Here is a 16,581-nt window from a genome sequence, read left to right on the forward strand (position 1 = left end):
CCGGAAACTTAGCCTGCCAGAGATCGTGCACCTAAACCCCGAGCGGGACCCAGTGCCACAGGCAGCCGGATTTTAAAGAGCGAGAACTATTTCATGTGCCAACTATGTTGACAGACTCCGGTGGCGCTGGCAGCAAAATGAGCCGGCTGTTTACTCGATCCTACCAAAACGCGTAGGTCGCGGGATTTTTCTACAGCCTCAACGCCGCCAACAGTGGCCGAGCTCAGCGTGGTCCAGCGCACGCAGGTGCCAATTCAGGCTCACTGAGCCTGAAGAGCATTGGTAACTAGTTCAAAGTCGAATTCATAGTCAACAAGCGTGGTCGCACCCTTGTACCAAATCTCGACGCTTTCCGGCTGACCATAAAAATAATAAACATCTACCGGCGTTCGTTGTGGCTGATGATTGAAATAGGTTCGTTTCATGATTTCTACCAGGTAGCCCTGGCTGTCCTTTACGAATATCTGATTTCTGCGTTCATTGCGATCATCACGCACCTCTTCCACTTCCCGTGGCTCAAACACAGCATAATCGACAACTAGTTGATTTCCGTTCAGTGTCATGCCTGCCGGGAGCTCGTCTTTGGCAAAACTGTCCTTGATAAGATTCGGCGCGACAATCATCGGTAGCGTACCTTTGACGCGCGCTGGAGTCTCAGTGAATCTCTCAGGACTATAATCCAGTCGCCCAAACATGCGTGGATATACAACGCTTACCCCTCTGTCTCCCGGCTTGTACTCAAAGGCAATCACCTCACTTTCGTTCTCTCTCGGCTCGCGCGCTTCAACTCGCTCACCCTGTGCATCATAAAACTCGAATGTACCGAGCACATGCAGGGCCCCTGCCCGGTCCTCTTTTTCCATGAAAAGATCGCTTTGCACTGGTGGGTAGAACCAACCGATCTGGCCTGAGTGTTCCCTATCCGGGTCCAACCCCTCACCCTTCTCATGCCACTGGCTCATTCTGATCCGCTCTTGCATCAGCGCGTCATCCAACTCAACAGTAGGTAGCCTGTGTTCCTCACGGGTACTATAAACCGGCGCTGTAGGCGGAATTACAGGTAAAGCGTCCAGATTGCCATCATCAATTTTTAGCGGGTGCGGAAAGTTGTGCACGGGCAACTCCAGTTCATGGCTCACCGATTCGCTCTCTTCGGTATAAACCATTAGGGTAATGCGTGCCTTGTCGACAATGCCATTGAACGCGCGGCCCAAAAATAACTTACGGCCCTCCTCTTCATGCAGGGTATCGCGTAGCGCTTCAAGTTCACTACGTGCCTCGTCCTCGTCCAGACTCCCCTGTTCCGCTCGTTGGAAGAGGTCTTCCAACACCTCATCTATGCGTTGAGAGCGGCTCGTCGGTGCCCGCTCAGTTGCGCGCCAGGCAATATAATTGCCATGATCATCAACTGCTTCGGCAAGGATATCCCTATTGCCAAAATTCATAGGCGTGCCTTCCTCGGCATCTACCTCTATCACATAGCGCCCATTTTCGAACTCCAGCAGGGTCACGAAATATCCCCCCTGCTCAGCTGTTTTACCCACATCATCAGCAGTGAATTCAAACTCAAGCAAGTCGCTTGGCAAGTCCGCATGAAATTCGCCAGTCACTTTGAGTGGCTGCGGATCGCCAGCAGTAAAAGGCGCCTTGAAACAAAAACTCTCACCGGTGTACACAACATCGGCGGTTTCCCGCTGCTGGTTCGCAACCTCTGGGATCTCTATCGTGCGGCCATCCTCAAATGTAATCTGCGAAAAGTCCAAATAATGACGAAATGGAAATTCAAATCCCTGACTCAATTTAAAACCATGGTGATCTGAATACCTCATGCATGGGGGGTGGTCATAGCTACTGAACGCCAGCAAACTCTGCACATAAGCGTCCGTCAAATCAGCGATATCTGCGTAGTCCTCCATTCGCAACAACCATGGCTGAGCGTACTCAAATTGACCGGGCCCCATATGGAAAGGAACAAGATCCAACACACTGTAGTAATTGCCACTTTGCGCTTGCCCCAGCAGTTGAGCCAGCGCCTTGTCTTCAAGGTCATCTAAAATCGCAATGCGGGCTTTATGAGCGGCTTCCAACTGATCAAATTTCGCTTTCACGCCAAGTCCTTCCTGGTCTATCTCCTTCTCTCCTGCACAACCAATGACAAACATGACACTGATTAAGACACCAGAAAGCGCAACCAACTTTAATTTTTCCATCTTTGTCGACGTCCTTATCTATTATGTGCTCAACACCTGATCCACTACTTTTGCAAACTTCACACCTACACTTCGCAAAAACCATAACCCGACATACGATCAGACAGGCGGCATCTATCAATTCAAACTGTGCAATACAGGTCACCACCCCAGGTGGGAGCAACTATCCGTCAATACCAATTCTCTCAATTTTAATGGTTATTTCGTAAAATTGCGGATCAAAATTGAGACCATCAAACTTCAGATAGACTTGCTGCGCCGAACAATTTAACCCGCCTAAAACCGGCCATTCCGGAAACCGTACTGGAACAAAAAGGAGAAACGTTCGATGATTAGAGTAACGATACCTCAAGTACTGCCCCTCGCTCTTCATCACATATTTTTCGCCAGCCTCATTAACCTCAAAATAAAAATCGCCCTTAGGCTTTTCCCCAGCCTCCCTGTCAAAAGGAATACCGTCAAACAAAATATATACATTTCTCTCATACAGTCGATTACAATCAACTTTTACCTCAATCTCAAATCCATTCTCCCAGACTTTATCAGGCGACCCTTCAAAGAAAACTTTGCGCGGACTTGCAACTTCCAAGAAAATCAAGCCAACGATATAAACCACAGGTTTCGCAACAACAGAAAATAGTCCAAAAACGATAACAGCGAAGATAGAGTAAAACACCACCTTTCTTCTATTTCTTATCACAAAAACACCTTCTATGGCATCGACCAAAAGCCAGACATCGATTGACATGTAATGCTCGTACTGCGACCACAGCCTTCCCTGTGATATCTTATGGCGATGGTTCGAAACATAGTAAACTGAGGATCTTATTTACTTCATCACCCGACCCCAAACTTATATACACATCACCTCTGGAATCCACTCTATCAACCAGCATTGCGACCCCACCATTGATTTCTATAACCTTCTCCTTAAACCTCCCCCGATACCTCGCATTGAGTACAATTTCTCCACCTCGAAACTCCTTTGAGGTGACAGAGACACCACAAGTGCTCTTTCACCTGTGGCCGAGTGTTCTAACCTAGGAGATTGAGGCTCTGGACTTGACTTGCTTACAAATACCAAACACGGATCAACATTAACAACCACAGGAGATGTGGCTTTATAAAAAACAGCCACAAGGAATGAACACCCAATAACAACAAAAACAAGCACTGTGTGGAGTTCCCCCACTCCAGTGGACACGCATCGATAACTCCCCAACAGGAGAGAACCGATGCCCGAGATGATCACGGGGAAGAAAACGCAACGCTATAGCACCGAGTTCAAAGTCAAAGCGGTGGAGTGGAGCCACCAGGCCCACCGGAGCGTCAAAGGCGTTGCCGAAGCACTGGATATTCACCCCTTCATGCTGTCACGCTGGCGAAAGGAATACCGAGAGGGACAGTTCGCCATGAAACGGGTCAAGAAAGCCCCGCCTGATGCTAAGCAGAAGATCCAGGAGCAGGATGAGGTCGCTCGCCTGAAGCGCCGCGTATCGGAGCTTGAGGAGGAGAATGACATCCTAAAAAAGTTTCAACGTTTTCAGGCAGAGGAACGACGGAAGCGTTCCGGTTCGTCTGGAAGCACCGAGGACAGCACGGGGTAAAGGCGCTGTGTCGCCACCTGAACATCTCTCGGTCTGGCTACTACGCCTGGGCAAACCGGAAGCCCAGCCAGAGAGCCGCTGAAGATGCAGACCTGCTGTTGAAGGTCCGCAGCGTCTACAACGCCAGCAAGGGCCGTTATGGCAGTCCCCGGGTCTATCAGGCCCTGCGCCGAGAAGGTCTTGTGGTGGGTGAGAACCGGGTAGCCAGACTGATGAGGGAATGGGGCATGAAGGCCCGTGTCACGCGAGTCTATCGCCGCTTGAGTAAGCGTCGGGACGACCTCAAAGCCCTGCCAAATTACCGACTAGAGGCCAAAAGGCCGGTTGCGATAAACCAGCAATGGAGTAGCGACGTCACCTACATTAAGCTGGGTAAAAAATACGTGTTTCTGGCGGTGGTGCTGGACCTGTTCTCACGTCGAATCATCAGCTGGCGATTGGGCGAGAGTCTGAGCGCAGACTTTGCCCGAGCCACCCTGCGTGAGGCCTTCATAAGTCGGGATCCAACACCTGATCTGCTGTTCCATACAGATCGCGGCATCGAATACCGGGCTCACAAGACCCAGGCGCTGCTGAATCATCATCGGGTACGGCACAGCATGAACCGCCCGGGACAATGCACCGACAATGCCGAAGTGGAGTCGTTCTTCAAAACGCTGAAGGGAGAATTGCTGCACGCGACCAGCTTCATGACGTTGCGTCAGTTACGAAAACATATCAAGGGCTATATTGAGGGCTACTATAACAGCCATCGACTGCACAGTGGCCTTGGCTACCGGACTCCGATAGAGTTCGAGGAGATGAACTGATGGTGGCGTGTCCACTTTGTCGGGGGAAGTCCAGTGGAAGATTTCATAATTTTAGTCTCTAGCGCCCCTTCTAGCATCTATTCACAAGAGCACCCCCTAAACGTTGGATTCTGGCACACCCTCGTGCTCCAACCAGTCAACATCGTGGGCCTTCCAGATAAAAGATTGGCTTATCATGCTCACTCACCGCCACCGCCGCCACAATCGCCAAAATCCGACCCTGTACCCGAGCCGGAGCCGGAGCCGGAGCCGGAGCCGGAGCCGTCTATGTGAGAAGCTTCCGCCTTATTCCTTTGATCGCCGGCCACCGATAAAGCCCGCCAAAGGAATACAGTTTGCAGGATCACTGGACCTGTCGGCTGCGTTTGCCGTGCGAATTCATACCTCAGTGCAGCAATGATGCTTACCGGCCCGATCAGCGGCACCAGCCAGGCCATCAAGTAGATGGCACGCTTCTGATTTTTTTCAAGCACGTCGGCGCTGTAGGCATAGTAAGTTACGAAGGAGGCCAAATAAACAGCCAGCAGCCCAATAAGGGAAAGGAGAGCCGGGGCTAAATATTGCATGTTCATCCATGACATCAGCAGGTGAGACAAACGAGCCCGAGCTCGACGAATTGTCAGAAACAGCCTAGCCAGTCAAGCTGGAAATGGCTTTCAAAATGGCGCTAACGATGACCATGAACCCTTCTATCAGGGCTTCGAACATGGCCATGAGTATTTCCAGCATGCCGCTCTCACCCATGGCGGCCGGGATGGCGATACCAGCAGCGGCAAAGGCCATTGCCACCACAACGCCAAGCTGATAGCCCGCAAAGAGTAGGTACAGCCCAGCAAGCAGCAATACCATAGCGCACAGTGCATTGAGAGCTTTCAGCCCACCGTGCCGTTCCGTTTTTCTCTTCAGCATTGACGTATCTCGATTCAGGCTGTAACCCTTCTGGCCTGACAGCTGCTGGCGGCATGAGCGATTATAGCGCTCCACGTTTTTTTGCACTGAAAGCGTACCCATCGCAGACCGGTATGTCTGTGGCACTTCTCCGATAAATCTGTAGGAAAAAGCCTACAAAGGCGATCACCGCGACGTGCGACCGCCGAAAAAGACAACCCACCAACGTCAATGAACTAAGCCACTACCCTCGCCATCAGGTGTGCGTCCACATACTGGCCGTTGCGAAAAGCGTAGTTTCGACACGTTCCTTCAACCACAAAGCCATGCTTCTCGTAGAGGCCAATGGCAGCGTGATTGTCTGTGTAGACCTCGATCTCAATACGCGAAACGTTCATCCACTTCTCGCAGGTTTCGATTGCGGCCGCTACCAGCGAAGATCCTACGCCGGCGCCCCGGGCGGATGCCTTGACGCCCATGCCAAATGTGGCGACATGGCGTCTACGAGGAGACTGGAAGACTTCCAATCCCAGCTGCCCCACGACCTGATCGTCTTGAATGGCAACCAGGCAGACGAAACCCGGGCGAGAGTAGTCGAGCCTTTTCGCCCAGGCGGCGACCGGTTGATAAGGGAGCTGCAGCGTATCCAGGTAGGCGTGCGGCTCGGAGTACAGTGCATGCACCTGCGGAATATCGGCAGGCTCCATGTGTCTGATCATGATCGGCTGCATGGCGTCTTGTCGTGGCCTAGGGGTGTACGCACGCTGGTCTACATGCGCATGCTTATTCAGTTTTTCCTTACCCTACGCCAGCGTTGCCGGCAACGCCAACAGACACAGAGACATTTTATTGCCGCCTAACAAAGCCGGGGGCGCCTAAGCGCCCCCGGTTGCTGACCAAGTAAGAAACAGGTACTCAACTCAATGCCACTTCCCTTTGCCACCTCCAACACCAATGACGGTGGAGACTGCCCCCGACTGGAAGTGGCCCAGCAGTTTGCTGTGGCTGTCGAAGAACAGGATGCTCAGGTAGACCGGCGTGCCCTGGAACTCGAAGCTCACGGTATCGCGGTAGAGCCGCTCGAGGTCGCTCGTGTAGACGTGCCCGAAGAGTGCGCCGCCGCCCGGTGAGGAGGCGCCTCCGGCGTTGCCGTCGAAGGTCTTGCCGCCATTGGTGATATTGACCTGGAACTTCAGATAGAAGATCAGACTGGCCACGCTGCCGTTGGCAGGATAGGCCGTTTCGGAAGCGACCAGTGTCTGGGCGACATCGTCGATCTTCTCGGGCTCGAGCTTGCCATGCATGGCGACACGGAAGTCGTGGGCGATCAGCTGCTTGTCGATGGTTTGCGGAGCGTTCATGGGGTGATACCTCGTATGTTGTTCTGGAAATGGCGGTCGGACCCGACCGCGGCTTACTGCCCTAGTCATTCCAGTTGAGGAATCTCATACCGACCGCATCACCTCGGTATCACCACGAACGCCGGTATCAGCCCCGCGAAGCGCAACGGATCACTTCGGTATCACCTCGTCTCACCCCCTTGGTTGCGCCGTGCTGTTGAGGGAAGCTACTCAAAACAACGACTGGGGGCGTCATCATGGACCATGCACCGCTGCGGGTCGCCATCATTGGCGGCGGGGTTTCCGGCCTGTCGCTGGCTTACTACCTACAGAAGTTCGGCAGCGAGGCGGCCCGGCAGATCGAGGTCACCCTGTTCGAGCGCAAGGCCACCCTGGGCGGCAACGCGGAGACGGTGTGGGTCGACCTGGGCAACCGGCGCATGCCGGGCAAGCCCGAGACGCCCTACCGCCGCTGGGCCGACCTGGGGGTGAATGACGTCAACCTGGCCACTTACCACCGCCTGCGCACGATACTCGCCGAGATCGGTGAGCTGGAGCGCATGAAGCCGCTGGAAAACAGCGAGTGCTACTTCAGCCGCGACGGCAGCATGGCCCTCACCGACGACCGGGATCTGGTGCGCGGCGTCAGCGACCCGGCCCATGAGCTGAGCCTGGTCGATGGGGGCCGGCTGGCAGTGCTGATCGCCGTGGTTCACCGCAGCGCCATCAATCTGGTGGAGAGCCGACGCATTACCCCGCGCTATACGGTGGACGACTTCTTCGATGGCTGCGTGGCCGCTCCCGCCGAGATGTTGAACGAAGCGGCGGAGCAGTTGAGCGCCACCATCGACTGGGACGACCCGGAGCTATCGGCCCGGCTGGAGCGCATTCGCCACAGCATCTACTACCCGCGTATCTCGGCCATGTACTTCGCCGACGACCGCGGCCCAGGCGGCATGCCGCTGCAGGCGCCCTTCGAGTACTACCGCATTCAGGAAGGCGGCTCACCGCCGGACCGCCGCTACTTCGAGCACGGCGCCCAGCACTGGCTGGAGGCGCTGGCGGCGCATCTGGTCAATCCGCTGACACCGGGGCCGCAGGTGAAGATCCTGCGCGGTATCGACGTGGAAGCCAGCCTCTCGACCCAGGGCGTGACGCTGACGGAGCGTGCGCCCGGCGAGCGCCGCTGGGAGGCCGACCTGCTGATCATGGCCACCCATGCCGAAGACGCCCTGCCACTGCTGACCTTCGGCGACGGCCTGAGCGAGACCCAGCGGGAGCTGCAGCACATTCTCGGCAAGGTGCGCTACACCCGCAGCTTCGGCGTCTGTCACACCTCCGCCGCTCGGCTGCCGCCCAATCGCAACCTGTGGCGCACCTACAACATCGAAGTGCGCAACCCTGAAGACACCTTCTTCCCCTACCGCATCGACTACGTGGCGAATCGTCATCAGAACGATGCCGAGAACCCCTGCTACGACCGGGCAGGCCTGCCGCAGTACTTCGTCTCCCTGGTGGATGACCTGAACCGGATTCCCCGCAGCGAGATGCTCGACCGGCACCCCGCGCCGCTGGATGCCCCGGTAGCGTTGGCGGGTGTCGCCCCCGGCGAGTCTGGCTACCGCGACCGGCTGCCGCCGATGGAGAGCGCGTTGGAAGCCAAGGCCTGGACCCTGTTCAAACACAACGTGCTGGATGCCGAGTGCCTCGAGGCGCAGGCGGAGATAGAGCGCTACAACCAGAGCACCGCGCGCAAGCGCTTCGAGGGCCGGCAGGACGTCTGCCCGCTGCTGTTCGCCGGCGGCTGGACGCGCGGTGCCGGCCTGCAGGAGCAGTGCCTGGAGCAGTCGGCGCATCTCGTCACGCTGCTGCTGGCGGCACCGGAGCGTCGCGCCAATCCGCTGCGCTTAGCGCCGCCCAGCAGCCAGACAGGGCAGGGTCATCCGCAGACCGGCGGCTTCACCCTGCTGCCAGCAAGCCTCTAGGGCGGCCTGAGCGCTCGACTCGCCGCCCCCCTGGTCATGCTCGCCCCCGCTCTCCAGGCAGGCGGCGTGGGCCTCGATCAGGGCGCGGTGGTGCTCGCCCCAGGCACAGGGCTCCGCCCCCATCAGTTGGGTCAGGCGCCGAGCGTAGTGGCGGGCCGCCTCGGGGCGCCCGTCGAGCAGACTGACCTCCGCCGCCGCGATCAGGAAGCGATAGCCGTTGTGCCCCACGCAGCCGGCATCCAACAGCGCTTCGCCCTCTTGTAGCGTCGCCAGGCGCGTCTCGAGTTCCTCTTCCAGCAGCGCCCGAGTACCCAGCACCCAGGGGCCAATAAAGGCCTTGAGACCGTGCTGCTCGACCAGCTGCCAGGCGCGCTCGATGCTGGCTCGCGCCTCGGCCAGCCGCCCGGTGATCAGCTCGACCCGGGCCCGACTCTCCAGCAGAAACGCCTCGAAGCGACCGGAGCCCAGGCCACGCGCCACCGTCAGCGCCTGTTCGATCTGCTCGTCCGCCGCATGAGGCTCGCCCTGGGAGAGCAGAATCCACCCCGCCGTGAGCCGCGCCACCACCTCGGCACGGCGATTGCCGACCCGCTTGCCCAGCTCGGCGGCATCGAAACAGTCGGCCAGCGCCGCGTCGGTCTGGTTGGCGTAAATGCGCGCGGTACCCAGCATGAACAGGTTGGAAGCCTCCAGATCGGCGTGGCCATGGGTTCGGCACAACGTTACACAGTGATCGAACAGCTCGAGGGTACTGAGCATCTGCCCCTCGGCATAATGGGCATCGCCCAGCCCGCTCAGGGCCTGGATCTCGGTGCGCACGTCGCCGCCACGGCGAGCCTGCTCCAGGGCGCGAGTGTGATAGGCGCGGCTGGTGGCAAAGTCGCCCCGGGGGAAATAGAGATTGCCCTTGAGATAGAGCGCCTCGGCCAGGGGCAAGGGGTCCTCCAGCGCCTCGGCCAGGGGCAGCAGGCCGTCGAGAATCGCCTCCTCTGCCACCAGCGCATCGAGCATGTTCAGCACCCGGGCCAGCCAGAGATCGGCCGTGATGCGCTGCCCCTCCTCCCGTGCGAAGGTACGCGCCGCCTCGAAGTGCTCCCGCGCCGCCTGGATCTGTCCGGTGGCCATCGCCACCTGGCCCTGCAGTAGCATCAGCCGGTACTCATCCTTCGGCGCGTAGTCGATGGCGCGGCAGTCCCTCAGCAGCGCCATGGCTTCCTCGTGCCGGTAGCGGGCCATTTCTGCCGCCACCGCTTGCAGGAAGGCATTCGGCGCCTCCAGCGAGCGCGCCCGATGCAGGTGGCGCGCTCGCAAGCCAGGTTCCGCCTCGCCGTAGAGCGCGGCCAGGCGCAGGTGCAGGCGGTCGCGCTGAATCTTGGGAATGCCCTCGTAGATGCCTTGCAGGATCAGGTCGTGCACGAAGCGGTAGCTGTCCTCTTCCAGCGGACGCACCAGGCTGTAGCGCTGGGGGAGTTCAGGCTGATAATCGGCCTGCCCCAGCACCTCCTGCAGCGAGGCCAGGGAGAAGCGCTGCCCCATCACCGCGGCGATGCACATGGCCCGACGATCCAGATCGGTGAGCTGATCCAGTTTGCTCTGTACCAGATTGGCGAGGCTGGCCGGCAAGCTGCGGTGAGGATGGAACAGCAGCAGTTGCGTCAGGAACAGCGGGTTGCCCTGGGCCTGGGTCACGCAGCGGGCGGCGTGCTCGGCGGGCACCGTGCCGTAGCTGGCCACCAGGGCCTCGGCCTCCTGCGGGCGCAGCGGCGGCAGCTCGATCAGGGTGAGCGGCAGTTCCGGCAGCTGCGGGCGCAGGCGGCTCTCCAGCGGGTCCTGCTCCAGGCGCGAGGTGAACAGCCAGATCACCGGCGCTTCCTGGGTACCCTGCAGCAGCCCGGTGAGCGTGGCCAGCAGCGCCTCGTCGGCCCAGTGCAGGTCCTCCACCACCACCAGTTGCGGGCGATGAATGGAGCGCGCCAGGAGCAGATCGCGCAGTGCCAGTACCAAGCGCTGGCTGCGGGTCGCGGGAGTCATGGCGGCATAGAGCGACTGCGCCTCCTCCGGCTGAGGCAAGCCCAGCAGCGGACGCAGCAGCATGGCGTGATCCATGGGCAGGCGCAGCGCCGAGAGACGGGCCAGCAGATGCGCCTCGGCTAATTCCTCTCCCTTCACCTCACCGGAAGCTTGCAGCAGCGAACGGGCGAGCTGCATCAGCGGGCCTTCATCGGCTCGGGTACCGAAATCCAGCACCTCGGCCTGGTGATGATCGGCATGGGCCGCGGCCATTTCGGCGAACTCGGCGCTGAGGCGCGTCTTGCCGATGCCGGCCACACCGCGAATGTAGATCAGATGACCAGCCTGGTAAGCCTGGGTGCTCTCCAGGATGGCTTGCAGCTGGCCCAACTGCACCCGGCGCCCTACCAGCTCGAAGCGAGCGTCATGAGCCTCGTCCCGGGGTTGGCGATAGCGCAGCCACTCCCCGCCTTCGTCATCGAAAACGAAGCGCTCCGCCAACTGCACCGCCACGCCACGCTCGACCCACACGCCGCTCTGCCCACCCGACATCGAAAGCGGCGTAGCCGTAGGCCAGTGGCCGGCCTGAAGATAAACCCCACGGGCCACCCCCTGCTCCACCAGGGTGGCAGCACACAACAGGCCGCGCTGGGCATCGCTGCGGTAAGCCCGGGGCAGCCCGAACAGCGCCGTGCCCCCTTCCTCCAGGCTACCGCCAAAATGCTGCACCCAGCTCGCCAGCGCCGAGGGGTCGGCCGCTACGGCGTGCAGCTGGATCAGTACGCGAGCGCTCTCCATCTCCTCGATATCGGAAGCGACAACGGCAGCCTCCTCGGCCTCCGCCGACAGCTCCTCGACCTCGACCTCATAGATCTCGGCCAGATGGCGCGCGGTACGATACAGCACCGCCTTGCCACTCTCCGCTCGCTTGATGGAAGCGATGGAGACGCACAAGCGACGATCAAAACAGTACTCGGCCAGCGCCTCCTGACTCAGGCCCAGCCGCTTGCGATGCTGCTTCAAGCGCTCACGATCCAGCCGCAAGCGCCCGTCTTGGGGGATGATCAATTTGGGGTCCTTTGACGGGTGGGTGGAGTATCGTGCTTGATTTCTCTTTTAGTGTTACATTTCCGATTGGAGTGTGTCATGGCACACTGGTTATTTACCGATAGAAAAGCACATCAAGAGATGGCGTGAGCACCAGAGCAATGCTATAGCGCCCTGCCATCTTATACACCAAATATTTTTGCTGCTACGTTGCTTATATTAGACCAAATCCCAGTATTTTTGTGCCACTTTTCTAAATTGTTCACTGCTGCTTTTTCAACAGCCTGATTGTAGTTGAAAGTTTCAATATGGATAGAGGATGAGCCATACCTATCATCTGCATCAGGAAAATCTTCAGCCTCTTCTTTTTGAGAGTAATCTTCAAAATGTTCAATATATCTACCGCAAGAGACGGAGAACTCAGAACTGGAAAGCTTCGAATATTCTTCCCACGCATTCCTTTCGACAAATTGTTCCATCCTATTAAACTCCGCCTCCATCCTCACCCCAATTGCAAAATAGATGGATTGCGGAACTTTTCGGTCTTTTATTTTCTCCTTCCAGCTATACCAGTCCACAGGATTACTGAATGGATACAACATATTAAACCCTATGTAATTCATACGATTCTTCGCAGTATCACCAAGCAACGTTAAGAGCACCTGGGCCTCAATAGCCATTTCGTAGAGCTCGCTGGGCCCAAAAACCCTTTCCGCCTCCTCAGAAACATACAATGGATAACATTCATTGAATTTTTTAAAATATCTCGCATCAAGCTCCTTCAATGAAGCCAAAGCACCTTTTGCTCTGTCCACAAATCAACTCCAAAAAATAATTCTCGGCCACAAAAGCGATTTCTAGACCTGAACCGGCTCTTGCTGAAGCCACTTCTCAAAAGCTCGACTCTCAGGCCTACCTTCCTTTGCTGCATAGTACACAAGACGCAGGTGGCGATCTTCATCAATAGACAATGAAGTATGCTCGAACTCTACTTGCCCAATCGTGGGTATCTGCAAATGGCGAATGCCTTGGCATGGACCATGAATGTCCTGCTGCTGCCACCAGGCCTTGAAATCAGGCGATACGTTTTCTAGCTCCGCCACCAAGTCGGTGATATCGCTATCATGAATGGCACGAACGAAGTCACGACGGAAGCTCGATAAAATCTGTAGCGCTTGCTCATCCCAAGGAGAGAAAAGCTCACGCATGCCGGGGCTAGTAAACAGCATCCATAAAAGATTTCGCCTATCGGCGGGGCGACTTGAAAAACCAAACACCCGGTCTGCGGCTGAATTCCAAATCAACACATCCCAGCGCAGATTAAGTACATAGGAAGGTCGTGAAGGGATGTCATTTATCAACCGATTTATCAACGGTGGAACCACACAAATGGCATGGCCTAGCTCCGGTGGCAGCCGCTGATGAGCTAGCAAGAAAAGGTGACGGCGCTCGGTCTCATCCAACTTGAGCACTCGTGAGAGGTTATCGAGAAAAGCAGAAGATGCCTTAATATCCCGCCCTTGCTCCAGCCACGTGTACCAAGACAAGCCAACCCCAGCCAAGGCTGCCACCTCTTCGCGGCGCAGCCCCGGTGTGCGCCGCCGGCCGCCAGCAGGCAATCCCACCTCTTTCGGTGAGATTCGCTCGCGGCGGCTACGAAGAAATTCAGCCAGCTCTGCCCGGGTGTGCTGGGAGGGTGTCTGAGGTGCGCTCATAGGGTTACCTCAAGTAATAGCATAAACGGTCAAATTGTACCCTTCGAGAAACCGAAGAAGAATACCCATTCCTGGCTGACGAACCTGGGCCAGGACTCTTGCTTGATTAAGAGTTTACACATTGATGTGTCATCAATCTGCAAAGGGGTCAACAGGATGTACCAGTCACTTCTTCGCGATCAGCTAGAGACTCTGAAGTCCTCCAACCAGTATCGAACCTTCACCACCCTCAGCCGTCTCTGCGGCCAGTACCCGTTAGCCAAGCTGAGCGATCATCACCCAGAGCCCGTAGTCATCTGGTGCAGTAACGACTATCTAGGCATGTCCCAGCATCCGTGCGTACTTACCGAGATGCACAGGGCGCTAGGGGTCTATGGCGCCGGCTCAGGCGGGTCACGCAATATTGGTGGGTCTCACGAAGTGTACGCACGCCTGGAGGCAAGCCTCGCCGACTGGCACGGTAAGGAAGCTGCTCTGGTTTTCCCTACCGGCTTCGGCTCCAACGACGCAACCATCCAATGCCTTCTACGCCGCATTCCCAACTGCGTGGTGATCAGCGACGAACTGAATCACGCCTCTATCGTGAACGGCATCCGCTCTACGCCCAACGAGCGCCAGATATTCCGTCATAGCGACGTAGCCCATCTAGAGCAGATACTGTCCAGCTATCAACTGGATCGACCAAAGCTTGTGGTGTTCGAGTCAGTTTATTCGATGGACGGAGACATCGCCCCCATCGAAGAGATCGTCGCCGTTGCCAAGCACTACAACGCGCTCACCTACCTCGACGAAGTACATGCCGTTGGCATGTACGGCCCTCGTGGCGCGGGCATAGCGGCTGAACGCGGCCTTACCGATCAAGTAGATATTATTCAAGGCACCATGGCCAAGGCCATTGGGGTAATTGGTGGCTATATCGCCTCGACTCATGTGCTTGTCGATGCCGTGCGCTCCTTCGCTACCGGCTTCATTTTTACCACCTCGCTTCCTCCGGCAATAACCGCTGGTTGCCTGGCCAGTGTCGAGCATTTGAAGGCCAACAGTGCGGAGCGGGAGCGGTTGCACGCTCAAACGGCCAAGCTGCGCGCATACCTCCAACAACATGACATCCCAGTCATGCCCTGCTCACAGACGCACGTACTACCGGTGCTGGTGGGCGAGGCGAAGCGCTGCAAATCTGCGGCTGAACGCTTACTGCATACCCACGGTGTGTACTTGCAGCCGATCAACTATCCATCGGTACCGGTAGGTACCGAGCGCTTCCGCGTGAATGCCACACCGAACCACAGCGACGCTCAAATCGAGCATTTGGCGGTATCACTACGCGAGACATTCGAACATTTCTCCATTCCGCTTGCGTCCCAAGTGTTCAGCGCGGAGGTGGCCTGATGGATCTGCCCTTCCTTATCGTGCGCCCTGCGATGGTGGCCGACCTGAACAGGCTAGTGGAGCTGCGTGCTTACTTGCTGGATGGCACTGAAGCCATGTATTCGAGCAAGACACCAGAAGACTCAATGCGCTGGCGCGCGGCTTACCGCACTTGGCTGAGCAGCCACTTAAACACAAGCAATTGCGTGCATGTTCTAGCCGCAGAACACAAGGAAACTGGTGAAGTGCTTGGCTGTGCAACCGCGATTATCGATCAACGTGCACCAGCTCCCGGATGCCTTAACGGCTTGTCCGGCTGGGTACAGTCGGTGGTGGTGGAGCCGCAATGGCGTAACCGTGGCATAGCCCGGCAATTGATGCAGAACCTGCTGCGCTGGTTCGCCAGCTGCAGCGTAGGCTCCGTGGTGCTTCAGAGCACCGAGGCTGCCGACAAGCTGTACCAGACACTGGGCTTCGTCATCAGCGACGAGCGCCTGCTGATCCGTCAGGAGGCCTCGGCATGAAAATTCTGATCATCGGTCTAGGTTATGCCGGCAACCGCTACCGACGCGCCTTCGAACATATCGCCGCGAGCACTGGCTTGCCACTGTCGCTGGCCTACGTCGGGCGCCAGCAGAAGCCGACCGAGCTGCCCTATTTCGATAGCGTCGGCCGGGCGCTGCAGGAGTTCGCACCGGATATCGTCGTGGTCAGCGTCAACGATCACAGCCATGCGTCAGTGCTGCAACAGCTGGCCGGTTACCGGAGCTTCGTGATCTGCGAGAAGCCGCTGGTTACGCCGCAGGACAATCTGGACCAGCTGCTAGGCGCACTGGAGCACATCAGTGGCTTTGCCCTGGATCTAGTGGAGCGCTACTCGGACGTCAGCCGGCAATTGCGCGAGTGGGTCGAACGCAACGACTGGCAACTGGTGCGCGCCAGCTTCCACTGGGGCAAGGATCGCATCAACGACTACCGCCCCACCTGCGGTGTGACCAGCGAAGTGATCCATGCACTGGATCTACTCGGCTGGATCTGCCCACGCGCCGGCCAGCTCAAGTTGCATGGCGTACTCGGTGTGCGCTCGGACTTCTCGATCTCCGGCAGCGAGGTGCTCGACACCGTGCAGCTCACCGCCAGTCTGGGTGAGGCGCAGGTCACCGGCTACGCCAGCTTCGTCAACATCGCACGCCAGCGCACGGTGGACTTCAGCTTCGTCGATCGCGATACCCGGCTAATACACGCACGCCTAGTGTTCGACACGCCGCGCTGGGACCACGACCAGCTTCGAATCTGGACACGCAACGCCAATGGAACCGAGGACTTGCTGCACGAGTTCGCAGCCGCCCCTGACAAGCCTGGACTCGACACTCTGCACAAACTCTCGCGTCTATGCCGGCAGGTGGTTCACGCAGTGGCACTCAAGGAGCAACCACCCCAAGTCTTCGCCGATCTCGAAACCGCCATGGAGCTACAGCGCCTGCTTAACGAGCTCGACAACCACGCCCAAACCCCACCACCGGTTCGCTACGTCCATGGCGAAACGCGCGTGCTGCTGGCCGAGGACAGCGACTTGGAAAGCCTTGGATAGCTCACTCACAA

Annotated in this window: 14 protein-coding genes; 5 read left to right on the forward strand and 9 right to left on the reverse strand. The window is 57.6% G+C overall.

Annotated elements, in window-relative coordinates:
* Positions 1-260 precede the first annotated feature (260 nt).
* Both HOP58_RS12445 and HOP58_RS12450 read right to left on the reverse strand, forming a co-directional pair.
* Positions 261-2,210 carry a hypothetical protein gene (locus HOP58_RS12445; RefSeq protein ID WP_234260447.1) on the reverse strand — a complete coding sequence of 650 codons (1,950 nt, stop codon included), beginning with the start codon at positions 2,208-2,210 and terminating at the stop codon, positions 261-263.
* 163 nt (positions 2,211-2,373) lie between these two features.
* Positions 2,374-2,958 carry a hypothetical protein gene (locus HOP58_RS12450; RefSeq protein WP_234260448.1) on the reverse strand — a complete coding sequence of 195 codons (585 nt, stop codon included), beginning with the start codon at positions 2,956-2,958 and terminating at the stop codon, positions 2,374-2,376.
* Between the two features lie 487 nt (positions 2,959-3,445).
* On the opposite strand from HOP58_RS12450, the gene HOP58_RS12455 reads away from it, so the two are divergent.
* Positions 3,446-4,626, forward strand: a protein-coding gene (locus tag HOP58_RS12455; RefSeq protein WP_234260449.1) for an IS3 family transposase whose coding sequence is annotated in 2 segments (ribosomal slippage) — positions 3,446-3,742 and positions 3,745-4,626 — 1,179 coding nt in all. Because the reading frame shifts where the segments join, the coding sequence is not laid out codon by codon here.
* 179 nt (positions 4,627-4,805) lie between these two features.
* Here HOP58_RS12455 and HOP58_RS12460 read toward each other — a convergent pair.
* The 4 genes from HOP58_RS12460 to HOP58_RS12475 form a co-directional block, all read right to left on the reverse strand.
* Positions 4,806-5,198, reverse strand: coding sequence for a hypothetical protein (locus HOP58_RS12460; RefSeq protein WP_234260450.1), 393 nt, complete (start codon positions 5,196-5,198; stop codon positions 4,806-4,808).
* A gap of 58 nt (positions 5,199-5,256) precedes the next feature.
* Positions 5,257-5,535, reverse strand: a complete 279-nt coding sequence (locus HOP58_RS12465; RefSeq protein ID WP_234260451.1) for a hypothetical protein — start codon at positions 5,533-5,535, stop codon at positions 5,257-5,259.
* A 215-nt stretch (positions 5,536-5,750) separates the two neighbouring features.
* Positions 5,751-6,245, reverse strand: a complete 495-nt coding sequence (locus HOP58_RS12470; protein WP_234260452.1) for a GNAT family N-acetyltransferase — start codon at positions 6,243-6,245, stop codon at positions 5,751-5,753.
* Between the two features lie 189 nt (positions 6,246-6,434).
* Positions 6,435-6,875: a VapA/VapB family virulence-associated protein gene (locus HOP58_RS12475; RefSeq protein WP_276574762.1), complete on the reverse strand. Its 441-nt coding sequence runs from the start codon at positions 6,873-6,875 to the stop codon at positions 6,435-6,437.
* A 236-nt stretch (positions 6,876-7,111) separates the two neighbouring features.
* Here HOP58_RS12475 and HOP58_RS12480 point away from each other — a divergent pair, with 236 nt between their 5' ends.
* A complete protein-coding gene (locus tag HOP58_RS12480) occupies positions 7,112-8,839 on the forward strand; it encodes an FAD-dependent oxidoreductase (protein WP_234260453.1) in 1,728 nt (575 codons plus the stop codon).
* Here HOP58_RS12480 and HOP58_RS12485 read toward each other — a convergent pair.
* From HOP58_RS12485 to HOP58_RS12495, 3 genes are all read right to left on the reverse strand, one after another.
* Entirely contained in the window at positions 8,762-11,917 is a 3,156-nt protein-coding gene (locus tag HOP58_RS12485; protein ID WP_234260454.1) for an AAA family ATPase, read from the reverse strand. The two genes, HOP58_RS12480 and HOP58_RS12485, sit on opposite strands and share 78 nt — an antisense overlap.
* A gap of 161 nt (positions 11,918-12,078) precedes the next feature.
* The gene (locus HOP58_RS12490; RefSeq protein WP_234260455.1) at positions 12,079-12,711 is read right to left on the reverse strand and encodes a hypothetical protein; all 633 of its coding nucleotides are present in this window, start codon (positions 12,709-12,711) and stop codon (positions 12,079-12,081) included.
* Between the two features lie 42 nt (positions 12,712-12,753).
* The gene (locus HOP58_RS12495; protein WP_191224576.1) at positions 12,754-13,611 is read right to left on the reverse strand and encodes a helix-turn-helix transcriptional regulator; all 858 of its coding nucleotides are present in this window, start codon (positions 13,609-13,611) and stop codon (positions 12,754-12,756) included.
* A 156-nt stretch (positions 13,612-13,767) separates the two neighbouring features.
* Here HOP58_RS12495 and hemA point away from each other — a divergent pair, with 156 nt between their 5' ends.
* From hemA to HOP58_RS12510, 3 genes are read left to right on the forward strand one after another with little or no spacing between them, the layout of a single operon-like run.
* Positions 13,768-15,000 (forward strand): 5-aminolevulinate synthase, encoded by a 1,233-nt coding sequence (hemA, locus tag HOP58_RS12500; RefSeq protein ID WP_234260456.1) that lies wholly within the window; start codon positions 13,768-13,770, stop codon positions 14,998-15,000.
* Positions 15,000-15,503, forward strand: coding sequence for a GNAT family N-acetyltransferase (locus HOP58_RS12505; protein ID WP_234246956.1), 504 nt, complete (start codon positions 15,000-15,002; stop codon positions 15,501-15,503). The genes hemA and HOP58_RS12505 overlap by 1 nt, the downstream gene beginning before the upstream one ends.
* The gene (locus tag HOP58_RS12510) at positions 15,500-16,570 is read left to right on the forward strand and encodes a Gfo/Idh/MocA family oxidoreductase (protein WP_234260457.1); all 1,071 of its coding nucleotides are present in this window, start codon (positions 15,500-15,502) and stop codon (positions 16,568-16,570) included. Before HOP58_RS12505 ends, HOP58_RS12510 begins: the two co-directional genes overlap by 4 nt.
* The last annotated feature ends 11 nt before the right edge of the window (positions 16,571-16,581 follow it).

Origin of the sequence: Halomonas sp. MCCC 1A11062, assembly GCF_021404355.1 — a bacterium.
In the GTDB taxonomy this organism is placed as follows: domain Bacteria; phylum Pseudomonadota; class Gammaproteobacteria; order Pseudomonadales; family Halomonadaceae; genus Halomonas; species Halomonas aerodenitrificans.

Coding starts and splice junctions, on each gene's coding strand:
- HOP58_RS12445 (WP_234260447.1), bottom strand. CDS start 2,210: ATGGAAAAATTAAAGTTGGTTGCGCTTTCTGGTGTCTTAATCAGTGTC.
- HOP58_RS12450 (WP_234260448.1), bottom strand. CDS start 2,958: ATGTCAATCGATGTCTGGCTTTTGGTCGATGCCATAGAAGGTGTTTTT.
- HOP58_RS12460 (WP_234260450.1), bottom strand. CDS start 5,198: ATGAACATGCAATATTTAGCCCCGGCTCTCCTTTCCCTTATTGGGCTG.
- HOP58_RS12465 (WP_234260451.1), bottom strand. CDS start 5,535: ATGCTGAAGAGAAAAACGGAACGGCACGGTGGGCTGAAAGCTCTCAAT.
- HOP58_RS12470 (WP_234260452.1), bottom strand. CDS start 6,245: ATGCAGCCGATCATGATCAGACACATGGAGCCTGCCGATATTCCGCAG.
- HOP58_RS12475 (WP_276574762.1), bottom strand. CDS start 6,875: ATGAACGCTCCGCAAACCATCGACAAGCAGCTGATCGCCCACGACTTC.
- HOP58_RS12480 (WP_234260453.1), top strand. CDS start 7,112: ATGGACCATGCACCGCTGCGGGTCGCCATCATTGGCGGCGGGGTTTCC.
- HOP58_RS12495 (WP_191224576.1), bottom strand. CDS start 13,611: ATGAGCGCACCTCAGACACCCTCCCAGCACACCCGGGCAGAGCTGGCT.
- hemA (WP_234260456.1), top strand. CDS start 13,768: ATGTACCAGTCACTTCTTCGCGATCAGCTAGAGACTCTGAAGTCCTCC.
- HOP58_RS12505 (WP_234246956.1), top strand. CDS start 15,000: ATGGATCTGCCCTTCCTTATCGTGCGCCCTGCGATGGTGGCCGACCTG.
- HOP58_RS12510 (WP_234260457.1), top strand. CDS start 15,500: ATGAAAATTCTGATCATCGGTCTAGGTTATGCCGGCAACCGCTACCGA.